The sequence below is a fragment of the Bacteroidales bacterium genome (assembly GCA_016707785.1).
Taxonomy (GTDB): Bacteria; Bacteroidota; Bacteroidia; order Bacteroidales; family UBA4417; genus UBA4417.
On sequence record JADJGZ010000025.1, the window covers coordinates 40,461 to 62,941 of the forward strand.

Annotated in this window: 13 protein-coding genes and 1 tRNA gene; 7 read left to right on the plus strand and 7 right to left on the minus strand. The window is 41.6% G+C overall.

Going from position 1 to position 22,481, the window contains the following annotated elements:
* Positions 1–15: 15 nt before the first annotated feature.
* The 4 genes from IPH84_13950 to IPH84_13965 are packed head-to-tail and all read left to right on the plus strand — an operon-like array spanning position 16 to position 4,385.
* Positions 16–1,371, plus strand: coding sequence for a sugar MFS transporter (locus IPH84_13950; GenBank protein ID MBK7174302.1), 1,356 nt, complete (start codon positions 16–18; stop codon positions 1,369–1,371).
* A gap of 58 nt (positions 1,372–1,429) precedes the next feature.
* On the plus strand, positions 1,430–2,455 hold the full coding sequence (locus IPH84_13955; protein ID MBK7174303.1) for an ROK family protein: 1,026 nt from the start codon (positions 1,430–1,432) through the stop codon (positions 2,453–2,455).
* Positions 2,456–2,466: 11 nt separating this feature from the next.
* A complete protein-coding gene (locus tag IPH84_13960; GenBank protein ID MBK7174304.1) occupies positions 2,467–4,167 on the plus strand; it encodes a sodium:solute symporter family protein in 1,701 nt (566 codons plus the stop codon).
* An 11-nt stretch (positions 4,168–4,178) separates the two neighbouring features.
* A complete protein-coding gene (locus tag IPH84_13965; GenBank protein ID MBK7174305.1) occupies positions 4,179–4,385 on the plus strand; it encodes a hypothetical protein in 207 nt (68 codons plus the stop codon).
* Here IPH84_13965 and IPH84_13970 read toward each other — a convergent pair.
* Positions 4,382–5,344: a T9SS type A sorting domain-containing protein gene (locus IPH84_13970; protein MBK7174306.1), complete on the minus strand. Its 963-nt coding sequence runs from the start codon at positions 5,342–5,344 to the stop codon at positions 4,382–4,384. The genes IPH84_13965 and IPH84_13970 overlap by 4 nt on opposite strands.
* A gap of 202 nt (positions 5,345–5,546) precedes the next feature.
* On the opposite strand from IPH84_13970, the gene IPH84_13975 reads away from it, so the two are divergent.
* Together IPH84_13975 and IPH84_13980 are read left to right on the plus strand one after the other, a co-directional pair.
* Positions 5,547–8,324: an SUMF1/EgtB/PvdO family nonheme iron enzyme gene (locus IPH84_13975; GenBank protein MBK7174307.1), complete on the plus strand. Its 2,778-nt coding sequence runs from the start codon at positions 5,547–5,549 to the stop codon at positions 8,322–8,324.
* Positions 8,325–8,533: 209 nt separating this feature from the next.
* On the plus strand, positions 8,534–14,371 hold the full coding sequence (locus IPH84_13980; GenBank protein MBK7174308.1) for a PKD domain-containing protein: 5,838 nt from the start codon (positions 8,534–8,536) through the stop codon (positions 14,369–14,371).
* A gap of 584 nt (positions 14,372–14,955) precedes the next feature.
* Here the strand turns inward: IPH84_13980 and IPH84_13985 are convergent.
* The 5 genes from IPH84_13985 to IPH84_14005 form a co-directional block, all read right to left on the minus strand.
* The gene (locus tag IPH84_13985) at positions 14,956–16,506 is read right to left on the minus strand and encodes a DUF853 family protein (GenBank protein MBK7174309.1); all 1,551 of its coding nucleotides are present in this window, start codon (positions 16,504–16,506) and stop codon (positions 14,956–14,958) included.
* Between the two features lie 146 nt (positions 16,507–16,652).
* Positions 16,653–18,698: a 2-oxoisovalerate dehydrogenase gene (locus tag IPH84_13990; protein MBK7174310.1), complete on the minus strand. Its 2,046-nt coding sequence runs from the start codon at positions 18,696–18,698 to the stop codon at positions 16,653–16,655.
* A 110-nt stretch (positions 18,699–18,808) separates the two neighbouring features.
* A complete protein-coding gene (locus IPH84_13995) occupies positions 18,809–19,378 on the minus strand; it encodes a threonylcarbamoyl-AMP synthase (GenBank protein MBK7174311.1) in 570 nt (189 codons plus the stop codon).
* A gap of 155 nt (positions 19,379–19,533) precedes the next feature.
* Positions 19,534–20,349 carry a 2,3,4,5-tetrahydropyridine-2,6-dicarboxylate N-succinyltransferase gene (locus IPH84_14000; protein ID MBK7174312.1) on the minus strand — a complete coding sequence of 272 codons (816 nt, stop codon included), beginning with the start codon at positions 20,347–20,349 and terminating at the stop codon, positions 19,534–19,536.
* Between the two features lie 39 nt (positions 20,350–20,388).
* Positions 20,389–21,867, minus strand: coding sequence for a GWxTD domain-containing protein (locus IPH84_14005; protein MBK7174313.1), 1,479 nt, complete (start codon positions 21,865–21,867; stop codon positions 20,389–20,391).
* 196 nt (positions 21,868–22,063) lie between these two features.
* Between IPH84_14005 and IPH84_14010 the strand changes: the two genes are divergently transcribed.
* Positions 22,064–22,150: transfer RNA gene (locus IPH84_14010), tRNA-Ser, on the plus strand.
* A gap of 68 nt (positions 22,151–22,218) precedes the next feature.
* Here the strand turns inward: IPH84_14010 and IPH84_14015 are convergent.
* Complete coding sequence (locus tag IPH84_14015) at positions 22,219–22,389, minus strand: hypothetical protein (protein ID MBK7174314.1); 171 nt, start codon at positions 22,387–22,389, stop codon at positions 22,219–22,221.
* Positions 22,390–22,481: the final 92 nt, after the last annotated feature.

Genomic DNA, 22,481 nt, shown 5'->3' on the forward strand with positions numbered 1-22,481 from the left:
TAAAAATCAACATTTATGGAAGAAAAGAATGCTAAGTATGGTTTAGGGATGAGTGTGATCGGTTCGATCTTTTTCATCTTTGGTTTTGCTACTACCTTTATCATCACCTTAAGTGGAAAGGTAAAAGATATATTTGAGCTTACTGAATTCAAAGCCCAGCTTTTAAGTTTTGCCTTTTTTATCACCTATTTTTTCATTTCAATTCCAATTGGATTATACATTAAGAAGATAGGTTATAAAAACGCACTCATTATTGGTCTTTTACTCATGGCAGCTGGTAGCTTCCTTTTTTATCCGGCTGCGATTTCAGCTGGCAAAGAGATTGGTTATCCATTATTTCTTGCTGCTACCTTTGTGCTTGCTACCGGGGTTGTATTTCTTCAGACAGCAGCAAATCCTTATGTAGCAGCTCTTGGGCCTGAATCATCAGCAGGTGGCCGGTTAAATCTTACACAAGCTCTCAATTCCATTGCAACTATGATTGCACCCTGGATTATAGCTGTTTTCATTTTCAAGGGTACCAGTGAAATGCTGGATGCAGTTGCTAAGGCACAGACTGTACAAATGCCTTTTGTCATCATGGGTGTTATTGTTGTGTTAGTTGCACTGGCCATTTTTATGATCAAACTTCCTGAAGTAGGCGGTGGCTCATCTCAGAAAAGAAAAAGTGTCTGGGGACGTCCCCATGTGCTGCTGGGAGCCCTTGGAATCTTCTTTTACGTAGGTGCAGAAGTAGGTACAGGTGGTCTTATCATGAATTACCTTAAATCAACTTTGGGTATGGATCCGGAAGATGCCGGAAAATATGTGGCTATTTACTGGGGTGGGGCAATGGTTGGACGATTCTTCGGTTCTATCATGCTTTCAAGAATTGCTGATGCAGGTAAAAAATACCTTTATGTTGCCCTTGTTCTTGTACTGGCAGTTGTTTCCGGTTCATTCGTCACCGATTGGAACTGGAATATTGGTTTGATTTTCATGCTAATAGCAGTAGGTAATTTCCTTTTCATGCAATTGGGTGGTGGTTACGAAAACAGGACCTTGGGCGTATTTGCACTTACTGCTGCAGCACTTGCACTGGTTACAGCCTTTACAACAGGCCAGGTGGCACTTTGGGCAGTAGTATCCATCGGTATGTTTAACTCTATTATGTTCCCGAATATATTTACCCTGGCAGTTAAAAACCTTGACCAGGGCGAATTAAGTACAGCCTCAGGCATCATTAATACCCTTATTTGCGGAGGAGCTATTATCCCCCTCATTATGGGTAAAATTGCCGATGTTTCAGGATATTCATGGGCTTTTATTGTTCCCGCATTTTGTTACCTGTACATCTTTTATTTCGCTGTAAACGGAAGCAAAATAAGATAAGTCCATCAGGTTTACCTGGTTGATTTGATACATAATAATCTGTAATTCAAGCTTTTTTATGAAACAAGTAGCATTAGGAATTGATATTGGTGGCACCAATACTGCCATTGGAGTGGTTGACAGAGAAGGAAACCTGCTTTATGAAAAAACGCCTCAGTTACCTACCCCCCAAAAGAAAGATAATCCCCAGGGCAGTGAATTGAAGTCAGAAGAACTCATGACCAGTTTCATTATTTCACTTACGAAGGAGATTAAGGAAGCGATAGATACCGTCATGCAGATCAACCCTGAAATAGAAGTTGTGGGTATAGGAATTGGAGCCCCTAATGCCAATTACTACAGTGGGACTATTGAACATGCACCCAATCTTCCTTTCGTTGGGGTCATTAATTTTGCCCAACGCATTCAAAATGAGTTTCCAAACCTCAGGTATGTAAAACTTACCAATGATGCCAATGCTGCAGCCCTTGGTGAACTGGTATACGGGGGTGGTAAAGGGATGAAGAACTTTGCCATGATTACCCTGGGTACTGGCTTAGGTTCCGGCCTCATCGTTAATGGTGACCTTGTTTATGGAGCCGATGGTTTTGCCGGAGAAGTGGGACATACCACAGTGGTTCCCGGAGGCAGGGTATGCGGATGCGGAGGCCTTGGGCATCTTGAAGCATATTGTTCAGCAACAGGAATGAAACGAACCGTTTATGAATTGCTGGCTAAGTATAACAATACGGAGAGTGAACTAGCCTCGATACCTTATAATGACATGACTGCCAAATTGGTATTTGATGCCGCCGAGAAAGGTGATTCTATTGCCAGGGAAGTCTTTGAAGTAACCGGTGAATTATTGGGTCGTGGATTGGCTGATACCGTTCATTATCTCAGTCCGGAAGCCATCTTTCTTTTTGGTGGCCCTATAGCTGCCGGAGAATATATCTTCCGTCCCACCCGGGAAAGTATGGAGAAACACCTCCTGCCAATATTCAGAAATAAAGTAAAAATTCTACCTTCAGAACTAAAGGAAGGGACAGCTGCCATAATCGGTGCCAGTGCCCTGGTGTGGAAAGAACTGGAAAAGAGTAAGTAGCTTCAAATCTTATGAACGATCATTTTTCGCTCAGCACAGTAGATTACCTGGTTATGGTAATCTACTTTGTTTTTGTATTGGGCATTGGTTGGGCCCTCAAGAAATATATGAAATCAAGCAGCCAGTTCCTGGAAGGGGGTAAATCTATTCCTTCCTGGATTACTGGTCTTGCATTTATTTCAGCCAACCTGGGAGCGCTGGAGGTCTTTGGAATGGGTGCTTCAGGAGCCAAATATGGCTTGATGACGGCACATTTCTACCTGATTGGTGCAATCCCTGCCATGATATTTTTGGCGCTGTTTATGATGCCATTTTACTACGGATCAAAAGCCAGGTCCGTTCCTGAATACCTTAAACTCAGATTTGATGAAAAAACCAGGGGCTTCAATGCATTCTCCTTTGCTATCATGACGATTTTTGCCTCAGGAATCTCTATGTATGCTCTTGCCCGACTGATGGAAGTGATGCTTAACTGGAATTTTCATTACAGCATCCTGGCTTCCGCTGTTATTGTTTTAGTGTATACCTACCTGGGTGGATTGAAATCTGCTATCTATAATGAAGTACTCCAGTTCTTTCTCATCGTAATTGGTTTTCTGCCGCTTGTCATTCTTGGCCTTCAGGATGTAGGAGGATGGGATGGCCTTACCCTTAAACTGGACCAGGTAGCCATTGATAAGGGATTTGAAGCAGGAGCCTGGACAAGTACATGGCATTATCTGGGATCAGCACAATCCAACCCTATGGGAGTGGATTGGATGGGGATGTTCATGGGCCTGGGTTTTGTACTGGCCTTTGGTTACTGGTGTACCAACTTCCTTGTTGTTCAACGTGCGATGGCAGCTAATTCAATGTCCGGTGCCAGGAGGACACCATTGATTGGTGCTTTGCCCAAGATGTTCCTGCCTATTTTGGTCATTGTACCGGGTATGATAGCCATTGCGATTCTTAACAGGCCTGAAAACGGTCTTCAACTTATTGGCAATCAAGGGGAAACTGATTTTAATATGATCATTCCATCAATGCTGGTGCATTATTACCCTTCAGGCTTATTAGGTCTTGGAATTACTGCACTGATGGCATCTTTCATGAGTGGAATGGCTGGCAATGTAACAGCATTTAATACAGTTTTTACTTATGATATTTACCAGTCATATATTAGCAAAGGCAGATCAGATGATCATTATCTGAAGGTCGGACAGTTTGCAACCATTTTCGGAGTTGCAGTAAGCATCGGCGCAGCTTATATCGCGGCAAACTTCAATAACATCATGGACTTCCTTCAGCTGGTGTTTGCTTTTGTGAATGCCCCTCTTTTTGCTACCTTCATGTTAGGGATGTTCTGGAAAAGAACCACCGGCCATGCCGCTTTTGCAGGCCTGATTGCCGGAACTATAGCAGCAGCTTTGCATTATAGCTTAACCATGGCAGAAGGAAAGGGTGGTTGGCTGGCAGATCTTCATCAATATCCCAGCGGGATGGCTCAGGGTTTCTGGACTGCTATCTATGCATGGTCAGCTTGTTTTATTCTAACTGTAGTGCTATCATTGCTGACTGTACAGACTAAAAAGGATGAGGATCTGAAAGGTCTTGTTTACTCACTTACACCAAAAACCTATGATGAACCAGGTATTCCGTGGTATGAAAAACCCGTGATATTAGCTGTGATCATTGGGGTCATCAGTATAGTTCTGACAATAATTTTCTGGTAATAATTTGAATTATGGATGTTGATATCAGAATACCAATAGGGTTATTATTTGTAGTTCTGGGTTTGTTGCTGACGATTTTTGGCCTGGCTACAATAAATGATACTGAACTCTATGTCAGGTCGTTGGGTAGAAATGTCAACCTATGGACAGGATTGCTGATGCTCCTGTTTGGAGGCATAATGCTGGTTTTTGTTTTTAGAAAACGAAAACAGTCTTAAGGAGTTACCACAAGCTTTTTAGTGAATATTCCTGTAGTGGTCTGGATACTGAAATAATACACCCCTGCTGCTAAAGAGGAGATATCTATACTTTCGGATTCATTTGATGATTGCCTGCTAGGTGATTCGTTTATAATTATGTTACCCTGTATATCAGAGATATACCATAGATATCCTGTTTTCACATATTCCGGATTCAATTTAACATTTAAGATTTCATGTGCAGGGTTAGGCCAGATTTCAACAATAGAGTTTTTGTTTTCCGGAGTTAATTCTCCCTTGCCCATTACACCGGTCATGATTGGAAATACATATAATTCTACATTAAACTGATGGCCATATGCCACGGCAAAATTGTACCATGAACCTGAGGCTCGCATCTCCCAACCATTGCTTGTTGAAGACTCTCCGGCTTTTGAGGAGTAAAGAACTACAGTGTCTCCCGGATCAGTCGGAATGATGAAACCAATATAAAACGGACCCGGATTGGATACCAGCGAGTCAAAAGTGATATCCGTGTAGCTGCTATCAGAAACATGCTGGATAATATCAGGAATGGATACTTGCTGTTCATAGATTAATGCTGCAGGTAAACCTGACTGGCTGGAGGATTCCCATATCCCAACTTTGAAATGCCCATTCCCTGTTGCACGGGCAAATTTCATCCTGACCCCCATGATTCCTGCATAATGCGGATGATCACTAAAAAACTGGACTTTTGCCTTATCCAGGAAGGCATTGTTCCCACACATATATCCTCTGAATTCCCCAAGATCTGTGGAGAAAGTATAAACAGAAGGTGTGCTGTTCATTGGATAGCCAAGGGTATCGTTGGTTTCATCAAGACCGGATTTATAGAAATCATGAACAGCTGGATCAGCAATGAAAGTGTTTTGTCCACTGATATCAGGACTTGCCATGAGTAAACTCAGGAAAATGAAGATGGTTAAAAATCGCATAGTACCATTGATTAATTATTGATTGAAATAGAATAATATGCATAAAATTACAATATTTGTAAGAAGGTCCATACTTAATTGGTGATTTTTGATTTTGTTGGATATAAATAAGTGATGGATCAGAGCAATAAGCTTCTAATTAAGTAATGTCGGGTCTTTCCTGATTGAATGCATCTGAAGGTAAAATAATACCGATACAACTATGAGTGCCAGCCTTAAAAAATTGATATCCATTGCAGGTTTCCTGATATTTATTTATCCCCTTTCCGCACAGGATTCCTTAACCATCCATTCAAGTCTGCTCCCTTCAAAAGGAATGCAGATACAATCTAAACTGGTTAATGAAGAAACAAATACATTCCCAATGTTTCATCTCATGATGGATGGGAAAAATATATCATCAGATTCCCTGGTGGGAAAAAGCAAGTTTGAAGATAAGTTAGAAGTGGAAGTGAAAAGAAAGTCAATTTATGAAGGCTTTACAGAATTGATCCTTCGTTTTCACAATACGACAGAGCTGGACATTGACATTGAAAACGTAGTCCCATTTGGCAATGATACCACACATGCTTTTATTACCGCCGAAGGGAGTAAGGAATGGCCACAATACCTATGCAGGTCAAAGCTCTACCGACCAGGTTATGAGCCTGTTGGAGTTCTTTTGCCTGACAATGCCTGGCACCTGGGATGGGCCAGCATCGTTCTTGGGAATGATCTGTCTTTAAGTGCGTTGGCCAGGAGAATGACCAGGGAAAATGCCGAGGTTGACCGGTGGCGTACCATAATTCATCCCGGGGGGTGGATAGAATATGCTTTTTACTTTATAGAGCATAAGGGAGGATGGAAAGAGGGATTGGAGAAAGTGTTTCGTGAACACTTTTTATTTGATCTTGAATCTTTTGATAATCAAATGTTTAAGAGAGATGATCTGAAGTGGATCAGGAATCAGTACCTGATGCTGTTGCAGTTTGCATGGGATGATACATGGTATGATGTTTCAAAACAGAAAATCACTTTTGATGATCATTTTTTCAAGTATGATTCACTCACCGGTGGATGGGATATTTTTACCCTCTGGCCGACCTGGCCCCGACTGGGATTAGATGAACGGAATCAGTTCGATATGTACAGAGATTTGCCTGGAGGAATAGGGGAGGTGAAACGGCAATCGGAACTATTGCATCAACTTGGGAAGAAGTATTTTATCTCCTATAACCCCTGGGATGAAAGCACCCGAAAAGTTGAACATATGGAAGGACTGGCGCAACTTCTTCAACTTACGGATGCTGATGGAGTAGTATTAGATACAAGAGGAGAATCAAGTAAAGAGTTGCAAACGATGGCTGATTCAGTCAGATCCGGCATCATTATGTATAGTGAAGGCATGGCTATTCCGAAGCATATGCCCGGTATTGTTTCAGGCAGGGTTCATAATGCGTTGTTTATGCCCCCTGTTTTGAATCTGAACAAGTACATAAAACCCGATTTTGCCATCTTCAGGGTAATAGACCTGGCAGAAGATGCTATTCACAGGGAGATTGCAGTGGCTTTTTTTAACGGTTATGGCATTGAAATCAATATGATGCGCCCCGGAAGGCCTGATTGGATAGAGGACGAATTCAGGTTTATGGGGAAGACCACCCGAATTTTAAGAGAGAATACCACTGCTTTTAATGATCCCGATTGGAGACCTTTCATTGAAACTGTCCATGACCAGGTGTGGGTGAATGGCTGGTGTGACAAGAATAAAGATATCTATACCCTGTTCAGCCTGATTCCTGAGGGATATAACGGTAAACTTTTCCAGGTTTCAAACAGCCTTGAAAAGCACTATGTGGATCTAGTCCGTCATGAAGAATGCCGATTAATCCTTGAAAGTGATGAAAATTATGTTATGGCTGAGTTAGATGCATTCAATGAATCATGGCTGGGGACAAGGAAGGAAGGAAGTATTGGTTGTATAGCAGGATTTCCAAAGAGGATCAAAGCAGAGCTCAAAGAAAATCAATTGTCCATTAAAGCTATCGAGGGTGATGAGATTAAAGTATGGTACGGGAATCCTTCTTATGATTCTAAAGCCATCATTTTGCCAGGTGGAGAGCATAATCTGCAAATCAATCCCTTTGTTAATCAGAAAGATGAAAAGATAGTCTTTCAATTATTCCACAATGGGGAGATTTTGGATGAAGTAATTGTGCGAAGGATTGCAGCGCAGCCATTATTGGTATCACATACAGAAAGAACAGCTTATTCAGAAATGCATAGAAAAGATATGTGTTTCATTCCTCCGGGTGATTATCACTGGAAAGCTTTTAGGGATTCAGCCCTTTCAGAATCATTTATTCCATTTCCAGCCTATTTTCAGGACAACCATTTACAAGTTCAGGGTTATTATATGGACAAATACCCGGTAACGAATAAGCAATATGAAGTATTTATTCAATCAAGCGGGTATTTGCCAATTGATACAACTAATTATTTGAAGCACTGGATTAAAGGAAAGATTCCGGAAGGGATTGAGGATCATCCTGCTGTAAATGTCTCACTGCAGGATGCCAGGGCTTATGCTTCCTGGGCCGGAAAACGCTTACCTACTGAATGGGAATGGCAGTATGCGGCCCAGGGGAATGAAAACCAACGTTATCCATGGGGGAATTGGATGGATTCAACAATGTGCAATTACAAATTGGGTAAAACAACTTCTGTCGATATGTATCCTTCTTCAAAATCACCTTTTGGAGTAATGGATTTGGTAGGAAATGTCTGGCAAATAACCGCTGATCAATATTATAATGGGTCATATTACTTCAGCATATTGAAAGGAGGAAGTTTTTATTCTCCGGAATCCAGTATTTGGTATGTAAAAGGAGGTCCGGTACCGGTATCACATCCTGAAATGCTGATACATGTTTCACCTGCCTTGGATCGCTGTTCTACCATAGGATTCAGGTGTGTAATGGATGCCGGAAAAACTAAATGAAACAGTGCTTTCCCTTCCTTCAAAAAATACTTCATTTTAATGTGAATAATTCTATGCAATTTCGGATTACAAATACACGTTACTTTGGATAAATACCTAAACAGAATTGTTGTTTACTAGTAAAACTTGCATACTTTTGAATAATTATTAAAAACACTGCTAGTATTGCAGACTAACTAAAAAATACTACCCTAAACGAAATACGCCTGATGAAAAACAAAATACTGTTGGTTATGCTCCTTACTATTGTGGCAGTAGGGGTGCAAGCCAGATTTATGCGTTTATCGGCTCAGCCCTCTGTGGACTTTACTTCAGATGGTGTTTGTGTCAATAGTCCAACGTTCTTTACAGTGGATACTGCTGTTACCAATGTTAACACCATTGCCATCTGGAATTGGGATTTTGGAGACGGCACATTTTCAAATATACAGGATCCGACCAATACCTATGCAGGAATCGGAACCTATACAGTCATACTAACTGTTACTGACACTGCCGGGGTTGTTGGTTCTGCCACACATTTTGTTACCATTCAGCCACTTCCGATAGCAAATTTTGCTTACAATACACCCAACTGCCAGAATGAACCTATTCAGTTCCAGGATCTTTCAAGTACATTATTCGGTTATATCACAACATGGATATGGAATTTTGGTGATGGTTCTCCCATTGATACAGTACTTTTTCCTGATGACCCTAACCTTACCCATCTCTTCCCCACTTTTGGAACCTTTAATGTAAGTTTAACCGTCATTAATTCAGATAGTTGTACTAATTCTGTTTCACTGCCGGTAGTTGTTACTCCGGGGCCAATTGCCAATTTTCAGTTTACGGGAAGTTGTGAGGACCAGGTAGTTCAGTTCACAGATGCATCCTTTGCAAATGGTGCAGGTAATATTGTTGCATGGGACTGGGATTTTGGTGATCCAACAAGTGGAGTTAATAATCTTTCAAACCTTACTGATCCAATACATACGTTTGCAGATCCCGGCACTTATACAGTCCGGCTCATTGTAACGAATTTCAATAACTGCAGGGACACGATGATCAAGCAGGTTCCGGTGTACCCGCATCCACCTGTTGATTTCATTTATTCAACGGCCTGCCTGAATGAATTGGTTTATTTCGATCCTGATACCGTTGTAACCAATATTAACGCAATTGGCAGCTGGTCGTGGAATTTCGGCGATGGAGGTTTTTCAAATGCAAGAAATACTGCTCATGCCTATATTGCACCCGGTACTTATACTGTAATTCTTACCGTTACTGATACCGCAGGTTGCCAGAATGTAGTTTCCCATGATGTTACTATTAATCCTTTACCTGTAGCTCATTTTGATGCCGGTATTAATAATTGTGCCGGCGCGTCAGTTACTTTTAATGAACTCACCTCCACAATTGTAGGCTATGTTGTTAAATGGGAATGGGATTTTGGAGATGGAAATACCCAAACCGTGTTTCATCCGAATAATCCCAATGTTACTCATACCTATGCAACCCCGGGAAATTACAATGTAACCTTAACCATTCAGGCATCTGACAGTTGTACTGATTTCGAATCCCAGATCATTACAATTCATCCTAATCCCGTTGCAAATTTTGATTATACGTCTGCTTGTGATGGTGAGCCTGTTGATTTTACAGATTTGTCGCAGAATAATGGGGGAGGATCCCTCGTTTTATGGAATTGGAATTTTGGTGATCCGGCTTCCGGTGTTTCCAATTTTTCTACTTTACAAGGACCTTCGCACCAGTTTACTACTACCGGGACTTTTACCGTTCAGTTAATTGTGGCTACCAGCAATGGCTGTTCAGATACGATTACCCGCCAGGTGATTGTGAAAGGAAAGCCGGCAATTGATTTTACAACTCAGAATAATTGCCAGAATAATGCAGTATTATTTGAACCCAATCCTTTGGTAATGAGTACAGGTGCCATTGCAACCTGGAGTTGGGTTTTTGGTGACGGGGGATCTTCTGTAATACAATCACCTACCCATGTCTATACCACATCCGGAACATTCTTTGTAACCCTTACAGTTGTTGATACTGCCGGATGTACAAATACTATTACAAAACCTGTGGCAATCGTTCCACAGCCAGTTTCAAACTTTAATTACAGTCAGCCTGCTTGTAAGGATGCATCCGTGCAATTCACCAGCCAGGCTTTTGCCCCGGTCGGATATATTGTTAAATGGACCTGGGACTTTGGAGATGGAAATACACAGGTTGTGAATTTTCCTGCCACTCCAAATGTCTCTCACACCTTTGCAAATTATGGCACTTTCAATGTGATTTTAACAGTTAAAACGAATGATAGTTGTACTCATTTCATTTCGAAACCTGTTACGATCGCTCCCAATCCCCAGGCTAATTTTTCTTTCCTTACCACCTGTATGAATTCGCCGGTGCAATTCAGTGACCTTTCACAGAGTGGTAGCGGTGGTTTATCTGACTGGTCCTGGAACTTTGGAGATCCACCTTCCGGATCCAGTAATTTATCTACACTTCAGAATCCGTCTCATTCCTTCTCAGCACCTTTAACTTATAATGTCACGCTGATAGTAACAAATAGCGGCGGGTGTAAGGATACCGTTACTAAACCTGTTATCGTCCATGCATTGCCTACCGTTGATTTCAGTTCAACACCCGGTTGTGTAAACGATTCAACCCAGTTTATAAGCTCAACATTTATCAATGCAGCAGCTGTTGTAAGCCTGCTCTGGGATTTCGGTGATGGTTTCACTTCCACTGAAGATGATCCGTATCACATTTATGCCAATTCAGGAGCCTTCATAGTGACGCTAACTGTAACTGATACTGCTGATTGTGTCAATTCAATCAGTCATGTTGTTTCTATTACGCCACCGCCTGATGCTTTCTTCCAGGCTTCGGCACCCACCTGTGCCAATAATCCTGTATTTTTTGAAGATCTTTCGAGCTTATCCAGCGGACAATTTACTTCCTGGTTCTGGGATTTTGGAGATGGGAATGATACCCTGATCAATGCCCCCGGGAATCCTGATATTTCTCATATCTACATCACTGCCGGAAACTATAACGTAACTCTGAAAGTTACCACATCACAAGGTTGTGAGGATGAGTTCCCATTTTCGATTACTATTTCAACCAGTCCATTATCGGATTTCGAATTTGAGAATACCTGTGCCAATTCGCCTGTAAATTTCTCGAGTCTTGCCACACCAAACGGTGGGACTTCCATTATAGGTCATCTCTGGGATTTCGGGGATCCTACTTCAGGAGCGAACAATTTCTCAAATCTTCAGAATCCATCCCACATCTATGCTAATCCCGGGAATTATACAGTGCTGCTTGAAGTGACCAATGCTGATGGTTGTCCTGATACGATATCCCATGTTATAACAATCCTGCCAAAGCCACCGGTTGATTTCTCCTGGCTTAATACCTGTCTCGGAACCACTACCGAATTCACTGTTAATACATCTGTTACAAATATTGCAGCAGTTCAGGATTTTGACTGGGATTTTGGGGATGGAACCACTCATTCAACACAACAGGATCCTACTCACAATTATGCTGCAGCCGGTAGTTATAATGTTGTGCTGACGATCACAGATACCGCAGGTTGTGTCAATTACAGATCGTATGCTGTTTCAATTAATCCGCAGCCTTCTGCTTTATTTTCTTTTACCAGCGGTTGTTTGAATACCCCAGTTCAGTTTACGGATGAATCCTTTACTGCCAGTGGTGAGAACATCACATCCTGGTTCTGGGATTTTGGTGTAACCACTGCATCCAACGATACAACAAGTATACAGAATCCATCCTGGACCTATGCTGCCCTTGGGGTTTATACGGTAAGTCTGATTGTTACCACCGAAAATGGTTGCCAGGATACGGTTCAGACAGCTGTGCAGGTGTTTGGATTGCCAACCGCAGGTTTCACCTATACCGCTGCACCTTGTAACAATGGAGCTGTTTATTTCCAGGACTCTTCCATCAGTCAGCAGGCTACTATCACCGGCTGGTACTGGGAATTTGAACCCGGGCAGTTTTCAACCTTGCAGAACCCGGTTCATGTCTTTTATTCAGCCGATTCATGTTATGATGTCAGGCTTATTGTGACTGATATCCGGGGGTGTGTTGATACAGTGTTGAACCAGGTTTGTGTACCTGCAGCCCTGACAGCAACTTTCTCGGTTTCTCCAACCTGTCACCTTGATACCACTTATTTCAGCCCGATTTTATTAACTCCTCCTGGAGATTCACTGGTGTTCTTTAACTGGAATTTCGGTGATCCTTCTTCAGGGATAAATAATACTTCCACACTTCGGGCACCTTCACATTATTATAGCCTGCCAGGAACATACACTGTTATCATGCAGGCAACGGACATCAATAATTGTCCGGTTACAAAAAATCAGTATGTCGTAGTGCATCCATTGCCAGTTCCACAGTTTACCAGTATTGGTGGGTTATGTGACAGTATTATTACCTTCAATGAAACCTCCAGTGGGAGTGGGAGCCCAATTTCCCGCTGGATATGGAATTATGGTGATGGCATTATTGACACAGTGAATGCTCCTTCCAATCCTGATGTTTTCCATAAGTACCCCAGTCCGGGAATGTACCAGGTAGAGCTTACTGTCATCAATAATAATAGTTGCAGCCAGTTTATCACAGATAGTGTATTGGTTAAGCCTTGTATTGAAGCCATTTTCGAACTTGTGGATACACTAATTTGTCAATACCAGATTCTTTCCTTTGCGGATAGTAGTTTATGTGGATTGCCTATTAATCAATGGTACTGGGATTTTGGTGATGGAACTACTTCAAGTTATTCAAGTTATGTGAACCCAGTTGTTCACAGCTACGATGAACCGGGTACCTATATTGTCAAAATGGTGGTTACAACTACCTTAGCCGGTAAATCCATCGGTGATTCAACCACACTTACAGTGGTTGTGAATCCCAGTCCCCTGGCAGAATTTACGATGGAGAGAAACTGTTTTGGAGTCCCTGCTGATTTTACAAATATCACCAATACCAATGGGGTCCCAATAAGCGGGTATCGATGGACTTTCGGTGATCCGTCTTCAACCACTGAAGACACTACCAGCATTAAGAACCCATCTCATGAGTTTACTGCGCCTGGTTTGTATACTATTCAATTGATATCATCCAATATACTGGGATGTGAAGATACTGTCACCAGAGATCTCCAGGTACATCCGTTGCCTGATGCGAAGTTTGAAAATTCACTTGCATGTGCCGGTGATGCAACAGAATTCATGGATCGTTCAGATAGCGCTGTGGCTCCTATTTCAGTCTGGAACTGGACTTTTAGTGGTGAGGATGGATTATTGGGTTACAGAGACGATCAAAATACCAGTTTTACCTTCATCACTCCCGGTGATTACCTTGTAAATCTCCAGGTGATTGATACGAATGGTTGTATAGATACTGTGAATAAACCTTTGGTTGTGAATCCTATTCCCACCTCTATATTTGCCTTTAACGAAAACTTCAACAACATCCAGGGGCAATTACAATTTGAAAACAGTTCCATGGACGCCATCAAGTATTATTGGGAGTTTGGCAACGGGGAGACCTCATTTGCAGAAAATCCGGTAGTATTTTACCAGGACGATGGTACTTATACCATTATGCTGGTGAGCTGGAATGAATTGAATTGTACGGACACTACAAGACTATCCTATGAGTTTATGGTGAAAGGCCTCTATATTCCAAATGCATTCTCTCCGAATAACCCCCAGGAATCAGTGCAGTTGTTTAAGCCCGTTGGTATAAACATTGAGACCTACCGCATTGAAGTATTTGATCGTTGGGGAAATATGCTTTGGTATTCTGAAAAAGTAGACGATTTTGGACGTCCAACTGAAGGATGGAATGGTAAATTCAATGGTACCATAGTTCAGGAAGGTGTTTATACATGGAAGGCATCAGCAGTATTTAAAGATGGAACCATCTGGAATGCTGAAAATGTTGGAACCGTTGAACCGTTGCCTGCTACTGTTTTTGGAACTGTGACCGTTGTAAAATAATAGTATAACTCTTAAAATAATTCGAGGGGTATTTCATATGAAGTACCCCTCGACTATTTTATGGTGAAGAGAATACCTGGTGATTTTAAAAATGAAAAATGAAAAATGCAAAATGCAAAATGAAAAATAAGAAATAAGAAATAAGAAATAAGAAATAAGCCAAAGACTCCACTTCGGGGCAAAATACGTTGGTGTCAGATGGCTCGGCAAATGGAACTGCCGGCGAGGCGGGGACAAAACGGATCATCACGCTGATTTACGCGGATCTATTTGTGCTAATTTGTCCGCCAGCCGGCGGATTTGTGGCATTTGTGTGCTGTTCTTTCCTCTCAGGGATTCAGCTCCTTAAGAATGAAAAATTAAAAATGAGCCAAAGGCTCCCCTTTGGGGCAAAATGCAAAATGCAAAATGCAAAATGCAAAATGCCGAAGGCTCCCCTTCGGGGCAAAATGCAAAATGAACCGAAGGCTCCCCTTTGGGGTAAAACCTGCCTGACCGAGGGCTCCGCTTAGGGGCATAAGTAAAATCAATATAAATCAGGTTATTGCCCGGCAAATAAGTGTCAATTTAACCTGAACATAACACTAGAAGAGCTTTTTCTTTCCTCCACCCAGTAATCCACCCAGTAATCCCCTGACCAGTTGTCGGCCGATTGAATTACCGATTTGGCGTGTTACTGTTTGGCCCAGAGTTTTGGTCAGATCACCCAGCAATCCACCTCCTTGTCTTGCTTTTTCACGTGCGAGCCTTTCTTCTTCCTTTTGTTGCCTGATGGCTTCTTTCTGTAAGCGTTCATCTTCTTTTTCCTGCAATTCTTGTGCTTCTTTATCGGCTTCTTCCTGTTGTTGCTCCATTACTTTCTTTTGCAGAATTTCGAAAGCCGATTCCCTGTCCACAATTTTCTCATACATACCTGCAACCAGTGATTGACGCATCAGCTGGCTTCTTTCATCAGGAGATAATGGTCCGATCTGAGCTTGTGGAGGCAGAATTTTAGCATGTTCAACCATTTCCGGAATGCCTTTTTCATCCAGGAATGAAACCAGTGCTTCTCCAACACCTAGTTGAGTGATGACTTCTTCCACATTAAGTGACGGATTAGCCCTGAAAGTTTCAGCAGCAGTCTTGACAGCTTTCTGATCTCTTGGGGTAAAGGCCCGCAAAGCATGCTGGATTTTATTTCCAAGCTGTCCCAGCACTGTTTCCGGGATATCGATAGGGTTCTGTGTGATGAAATAGATGCCTACGCCTTTGGATCGGATTAACCTGACAACCTGCTCAATTTTTTCCTGCAGTACTTTGGGTGCATCGTTAAACAGAAGATGAGCTTCATCGAAAAAGAATACCAGCTTGGGTTTATCAAGGTCACCCGCTTCAGGCAAGCGCTCAAATAGTTCAGAAAGCAGGTATAACAACAATGTAGAATAGAGCCGGGGAGATAACATCAATTTATCAGCAGCCAGGATATTCACCATTCCTTTTCCTTCTGAATTCGTTTGCATAAAGTCGAAGATATCGATGGCCGGTTCACCGAAAAACTCATCAGCATGTTGTTCTTCAAGAGCAATAAGTTCACGTTGAATAGCACCTATACTTGCAACAGAAATGTTACCATAGGATGTGATAAACTGATCCCTGTTATTTCCAACGAATTCGCACATTTTCTGCAGGTCTTTGAGATCGAGCAGAAGGAGTGAATGGTCATCGGCGATCCTGAAAATAATGGTCAGTACGCTTCCCTGTATATCGTTTAGATTCAGAAGGCGGCCAATCAATAGCGGGCCCATCTCTGAGATTGTAGTTCTGAGCGGATGTCCCTGGTCACCAAATACATCCCAGAAAGTGACGGGGAAAGAGCGGTGGGTATAACCTTCAATTCCAAGTTGTTGAATACGATCTGTAATCCGTTGGTTACTAACTCCTGCTTTCCCAACACCGGAGAAATCTCCCTTTATATCTGCAACAAAAACCGGTACTCCAATAGAACTGAATGCCTCAGCCATTACCTGGAGGGACACTGTTTTACCCGTCCCGGTGGCACCGGCAATCAGACCATGCCTGTTGGCCATTCTGGGGTTCAGGAATATTTCTTTACTTGATTTTGCGATTAATAGTTTGCCATCAGAAATTAACATATATGCTACTTTTTTTACATGAATCAATAATTTCTCTTTTGAATGAGATATCTCAATCGAAAATACATATTTTTCCTGAAGTGACAAACAAAAAACCTGCCTTGAATGAGGGCAGGTTTTCTTATGCTTAGAGTCTTTTAATCAGACTAGAAGTTCAGAAGTTCCATGGCAACCAGGTAAATCTTATCTTCATTGGGAAGAATGGCTTTTTCCAGGATCCTGTTAAATCCGACAGGGGTAAAAGTGGAGCCGACGCGACGCACAGGGGCATCCAGTGCTTCGAATGCTTCTTCTGCGATCATAGCGGCAATTTCACCTCCAAATCCACCGAAAACTTTATCTTCATGAACCACCAGTGCTTTGCTGGTTCTACGAACGGAAGTAAGGATTGTCTCTTTATCCAAAGGAATCAGTGATCGGATATCAACTACTTCTATTGATTTTCCTGTTTCTTTTTCGATTTTATCTGCAACAGCCATACACATATGGGTAGTATTACCATAAGTGATAATACTCATATGTTCTCCATTGCGCCGGATACGGGCTTTTCCAAAAGGGACTTCAAAATTTTCAGGGACAAAAGTTTCGGCAACCGGATCATTATAAAGTGCTTTTGGTTCAAGGAACAGGGTAGGCCCTTTTGAACGCATACTGGTCCTCAATAAACCGGCTGCATCATCAGCAAAAGAAGGATAAACGATTCTGACACCCGGTATTGAGGCTAATGCTCCTTCAATATTTTGAGAGTGATACAAACCGCCACCAATATAACCACCTGAAGCCAGGCGGATGGTAACGTTTGGCGAGAATGCACCATTTGTTCTCCAGTATTCGTGGCTTACTTCAATATACTGTTCCATGGCAGGCCAGAAATAATCAGCAAATTCTGCACCTTCAACAACAATCCTGATTTTATCATTAAACCGGCTCATGCCATCGGCAGTACCCATAATGAAATCTTCGGCAATAGGTCCATTAAAGACCCTTACGGCACCGAATTCGTGTTGCATTCCCTTGGTAACATTAAAAATACCGCCTTTTTCCTTATTGGCAACATCCTGTCCCCAGAGGTAAGTATCAGGATTCAGGCGAAATTCTTCTTTTAATGTCTCATTCAGGGCCTGGATAAGTTTAAGCCTTCTCCCTGAGGTTTCCTGGTGAAGGCCATCCTTGAACAGGGTAGGGATATATGCTTCCGGATAAACAAAATTTAGAATTGATTCCGGGGTAGGATCGGGAGCAACCAGGGCTTTACGATGAGCAGCCATGACATCTTTCTGGGCTTGTTCATCCAGTTCATTTAATTCTTGCTCTGTGAATATTTCGGATCGAACCAGTTGTATCCTGTAGCGATCAAATGGATCTGAAGCTTTTGCGCAATGACGTTCATTATCGTCGCGATAAAGTTCATGCTTATCAGAATTGGAATGGCTATGAATGCGCACGACGGAAGCATGGACAATAACAGGCTCCTGCATCTCTTCAGCATGTCGTTTAGCTTCAGTCATTGCATTCATTGATGCAAAAACATTCTTTCCGTCGGTATGGATAATCCTCAGGTTTTTAAAACCACGAAAGTTATCAGCAGCATAGGTATTGGCAGTCTGATCTTTTTTAGGAACGGAGATTCCATACCTGTTATCCTGAAAAACGAAGACAACAGGCAGTTTCTCATTAGAGGCTCCATTAATTGCCTCATAAACATATCCTTCTGAGGTTGAAGATTCGCCCTGTGAACTGATGGCCACACCTTTTGCGCCATATTTTTTAATGGCACGGGCAACACCCACAGCATGCAGGGTATGATTCCCTGTGCATGAAGAGACATTATGTATATTCCATTCCGGTTTGGCAAAGTGGTTCGACATATGTCGCCCGCCGCTGGCAACATCAGTTGCTTTGGAGATACCGTTCAGAATAATTTCTTCTGCTGAAACTCCTGCAGAAATTGCAGTGAGCATGTCCCTGTAATAGGGGAATAGATGATCGGTTTCCTTATTGAAGACCTGGCCAATTGCCAGCTGAATTCCATCATGCCCTGCATAGGGAGCATGATATGACCATCCGAGGGCTTGTTTAAGATAATTAGGCGCTCTTTCATCCAGTTTACGCCCGAGGCTCATTAAGTAATACCAGTTTTTTAGTGTTTCTTTACTGACAGTGTCTAATCTGAATTGTTTTTCTTTTTCCATTTATTTTAGTCAAAAATTTCGTTTTGTTCAAAACTTCTACTCAAACATTCATCAAAGGAATATGTTCAATTTTTTCGTCCAAAATCTTCACAATTCCCGAGGTTTTTCGCTCAATACCTGATTATATTATAATTTCCGTTTTCATATAAGCGAATGATCGTAGAGGGTTTTGCTAGGGTATAAATATTTTGTTTGAATTGCACCACATAATCCACCTGGTTTTTGATTTCCTCGGAGATATGGTTGAATACAGTAGGCGTATTTTCCCCTGAAATATTGGCAGAGGTTGAAACGATTGGTCTTCCGAATTGACTGATGAGTTCGCTGCAGAAGCTATCCTTAACTATACGAATCCCGATGGTTCCATCTTTTGCTATCACATTTGGGGCAAGGTTCCGTGCATGAGAATAGATAACAGTAACAGGGCTATCAATGCTATCCAGCAGATCATAGGTTATATCAGGGATTTTCCGGATATAAGTTGAAAGGCTATCAAATTTTTCCAGGAGCACGATCAGGCTTTTGGATTCAAATCGTCTTTTAATTTTGTATATTTTATCTACTGCCTGGTAATTGGTAGCATCACAACCGATGCCCCAAACTGTATCTGTTGGATATAACAAGGTTCCTCCTGCGCGAAGCACTTCAACTGAATTACGTATGTCTTCATTAATATCCATGTTAACTAAACAATTCAAAGTATCAATAGGTTCGCAGTCGGAATCCGGATAATAAAACAAAAAGAAATGTTTTAGCCTATCAAAATCACGTTGATTCTGGATATACAAAAATAAGCAATCCTCAGTAGGTTTGATGCATTTACTGATTCAGCTATCTAAACAGCTAAATTATAGTCTCTTAATGCATCATTAAGCGAGGTTTTGCTGTTAGTGCTTTCTTTTCTTTTCCCGATAATCAATGAACATGGTACCTGGTATTCGCCTGCAGGGAATTTTTTGGGGATGGTTCCCGGGATCACAACCGATCGTGGTGGAACATATCCTTTATATTCAACCGGTTCACTACCGGAAACATCAATAATCCTTGTGGATCCTGTTATAACAACATTGGCTCCAAGGACAGCTTCGGTGCCAATATGAGCACCTTCAACTACGATACACCTGGAACCCAGGAAGCAATGATCTTCAATGATAACAGGAGCAGCCTGAACAGGTTCCAGCACTCCTCCGATTCCCACTCCACCACTCAGGTGAACATTTGCCCCGATCTGGGCGCAGCTCCCCACGGTTGCCCATGTATCAACCATGGTACCGGGCCCGACCCATGCACCAATATTAACATAGGATGGCATAAGAATTACCCCGGGTGAAAGGAAGGCACCATACCTGGCAACTGCATGAGGTACAACTCTTACTCCCAGTTCTTTATAGTTATGTTTAAGTTTCATTTTATCATGGAATTCCAGGGGGCCAGCTTCCATTACCTCCATTTGCCGGATTGGGAAATACAGGATTACAGCCTTTTTGATCCATTCGTTTACCTGCCATCCATCCTTAATGGGTTCAGCAATCCTTAACTGTCCTTTATCAAGATGTTCGATCACCTCATTAATAGCTAATAAGGTATTATTTTGCAGCAATAAATTCCGATCCTCCCAGGCTGATTCAACCAGAAGTTTTAAAGTATTAATTTCCAAGGTATTGCGTTTTTCAGAGATGAGTGAATGGGTTTATCGCGGAAGGTTGTAATAATCAGTTGTATGATTCCCCCAATGTGGGTCTTCTGTCATCCTGTCAATTTGTTGCGGACTTTGGTATCTGTCAGTATCGCGTGTATGAAGTGCGATTTCCCATCTTGGATTAACTACTTCACCTTTGGCATCGGAGTGAAGCAATTCAAAATCTCCCGAAGCATATTCACGGGCAAAGAAGACAAATTTCCGGTTTGATTGAATTCCTAATTTATAATACTGCCAGATTTCATAAGGATAAGCCCTGGGTTCGTCATAGGATTGTGTCCTGGTATTTGGAGGTCCGAATTGAAGATAGACTCTTCCTCTATCCGTTTCATACCCTTTTTTATTTACCGTCTTAAAATCCTGATTCACAGCAAGCACCTGTTCATAATAGGTATTCCATGCAGCTGCTGGATCTTTATCGTTCCTGCTCAGCCAGAAAGTGTGAAAGAACTGTTGCAGGACATCAAGTTTGGCTACTTTGGTTTGAGAACGTATGAAAATCTTTTCATCTGCGGAAGCAATCGGGAAAAGCATGCGGGTGAATTCCCGGAGAGAATCAGCATTCTGGAATGAATTTGCAAAACTGTTTTTTGTATCTACCAGGGCAAGGCTTTGCAGATCATAAGAATAATTGAGATTGCTGCGCTGGAAGAAAAGACTATTAAATGCCAGTTCTTTATTTTCTTTATCCCGAACAGAAATTACCAGGTTAAAGTTCCCGGAAGGAAGTGCATTCAGGTCAAATTCACCAAATACCACGTTGACCGCTTTACCATTCTCCCTTTTCACCTTTTGATAGTTTCCGAAAACCTTGTTTGTTTCATAGGATTGAATGGATGTTTGGATCAAAAACGGTTCATTGGCATTCAATACCTTCGCTGAATTATAAATTTCAGAATAGAAAACCAGTTTATTGATTGAAGAGGGGAAAAAGTTATCCATGTAGGGAATAAAGTCATAACCACTTTTAGATAAGATAGAGAGATCAGTAGATTTCTGGTAGGACTCCACCAGTTCAATCCCGGAGATATTAATTTTATTTGATGGAAATGAAATGTCCAGGACTTCCTTAATTATAAAGGGCGCTTTATCCCTGTTCTTATCTGCAATGGAGAGTTCCATATCGTATTTACCATCGGGAAGGGGAATGCGCTGTTGATCAAGGAATCCAAAGTTTATTGAGGTAGTATCTTCAACTTCAGGACTTAATAAATCATACTTTCTAAAATCCCTGATACTATCGCCTAGTTTAAAGATCATAGTGATCCGGACTGCTCCCTGGTATTTGCCATTTTCATTTTTCACATATACAACACTTGAGCCCAGGATAGAAAGATAGGTTTCCAGGTAAGGCCCATGTTCAGGAGAGAAAAATGATGAGTAGGAGAAATAGGCCCTAAGATTTTCAGGTTTGCTAAAGGCAGAAGTCAGAAGGCTGAAAAGCAGGAGGATGAGTATAGATTTCTTCATTTCCGTACATTTTTAGGTATGAGTACAAAATTAGTCATTATAATAGGTTATTGTTGTATTTACAGTCAAATACGATAAAGTTTTAACATTCATCAGGTGAGTTCTTTGTTGTGAAAGAACCATTTTCTGCCAGATTCGATATAAAAAATCTGGTCTTGTTATGATTTGAGCGATTTTTTTATAATTTTGCAGCATTGGAGAGATGGCAGAGTGGTCGATTGCGGCGGTCTTGAAAACCGTTGAGCCTGCGAGGGCTCCCAGGGTTCGAATCCCTGTTTCTCCGCTCCCAATTAAAAATGCCCTGTTTTCATACAGGGCATTTTTTTTTAAAGGATTTCTAAGTTATTGGGTTTACGCAGTATCTTCATCATTATCCTTCTCTTTTTGATTTGCTAAATCATCCTGCTTATTTAAACTCTTCATAAGTTCTTTCTTATCTTTCTGATTTCTAATTACAGCATAGACAACCAATGCAATAATCAGAACCAGGACAAGAACAATAATTAGCCAGTTTGTTTCCATGTTTTTATATTTTAGAGTTTAACTTCAATCTGCCGATGAAAGGAAGAATAGCTTTCAAATCATTTTAAATCAGATGCTTTCCAAAAAAAAAT

What these genes read in the sequence shown, in the direction of transcription:
- IPH84_13950 (MBK7174302.1), top strand. Translation starts at nt 16, where the DNA reads ATGGAAGAAAAGAATGCTAAGTATGGTTTAGGGATGAGTGTGATCGGT.
- IPH84_13955 (MBK7174303.1), top strand. Translation starts at nt 1,430, where the DNA reads ATGAAACAAGTAGCATTAGGAATTGATATTGGTGGCACCAATACTGCC.
- IPH84_13960 (MBK7174304.1), top strand. Translation starts at nt 2,467, where the DNA reads ATGAACGATCATTTTTCGCTCAGCACAGTAGATTACCTGGTTATGGTA.
- IPH84_13965 (MBK7174305.1), top strand. Translation starts at nt 4,179, where the DNA reads ATGGATGTTGATATCAGAATACCAATAGGGTTATTATTTGTAGTTCTG.
- IPH84_13970 (MBK7174306.1), bottom strand. Translation starts at nt 5,344, where the DNA reads ATGCGATTTTTAACCATCTTCATTTTCCTGAGTTTACTCATGGCAAGT.
- IPH84_13975 (MBK7174307.1), top strand. Translation starts at nt 5,547, where the DNA reads ATGAGTGCCAGCCTTAAAAAATTGATATCCATTGCAGGTTTCCTGATA.
- IPH84_13980 (MBK7174308.1), top strand. Translation starts at nt 8,534, where the DNA reads ATGAAAAACAAAATACTGTTGGTTATGCTCCTTACTATTGTGGCAGTA.
- IPH84_13985 (MBK7174309.1), bottom strand. Translation starts at nt 16,506, where the DNA reads ATGTTAATTTCTGATGGCAAACTATTAATCGCAAAATCAAGTAAAGAA.
- IPH84_13990 (MBK7174310.1), bottom strand. Translation starts at nt 18,698, where the DNA reads ATGGAAAAAGAAAAACAATTCAGATTAGACACTGTCAGTAAAGAAACA.
- IPH84_13995 (MBK7174311.1), bottom strand. Translation starts at nt 19,378, where the DNA reads ATGGATATTAATGAAGACATACGTAATTCAGTTGAAGTGCTTCGCGCA.
- IPH84_14005 (MBK7174313.1), bottom strand. Translation starts at nt 21,867, where the DNA reads ATGAAGAAATCTATACTCATCCTCCTGCTTTTCAGCCTTCTGACTTCT.
- IPH84_14015 (MBK7174314.1), bottom strand. Translation starts at nt 22,389, where the DNA reads ATGGAAACAAACTGGCTAATTATTGTTCTTGTCCTGGTTCTGATTATT.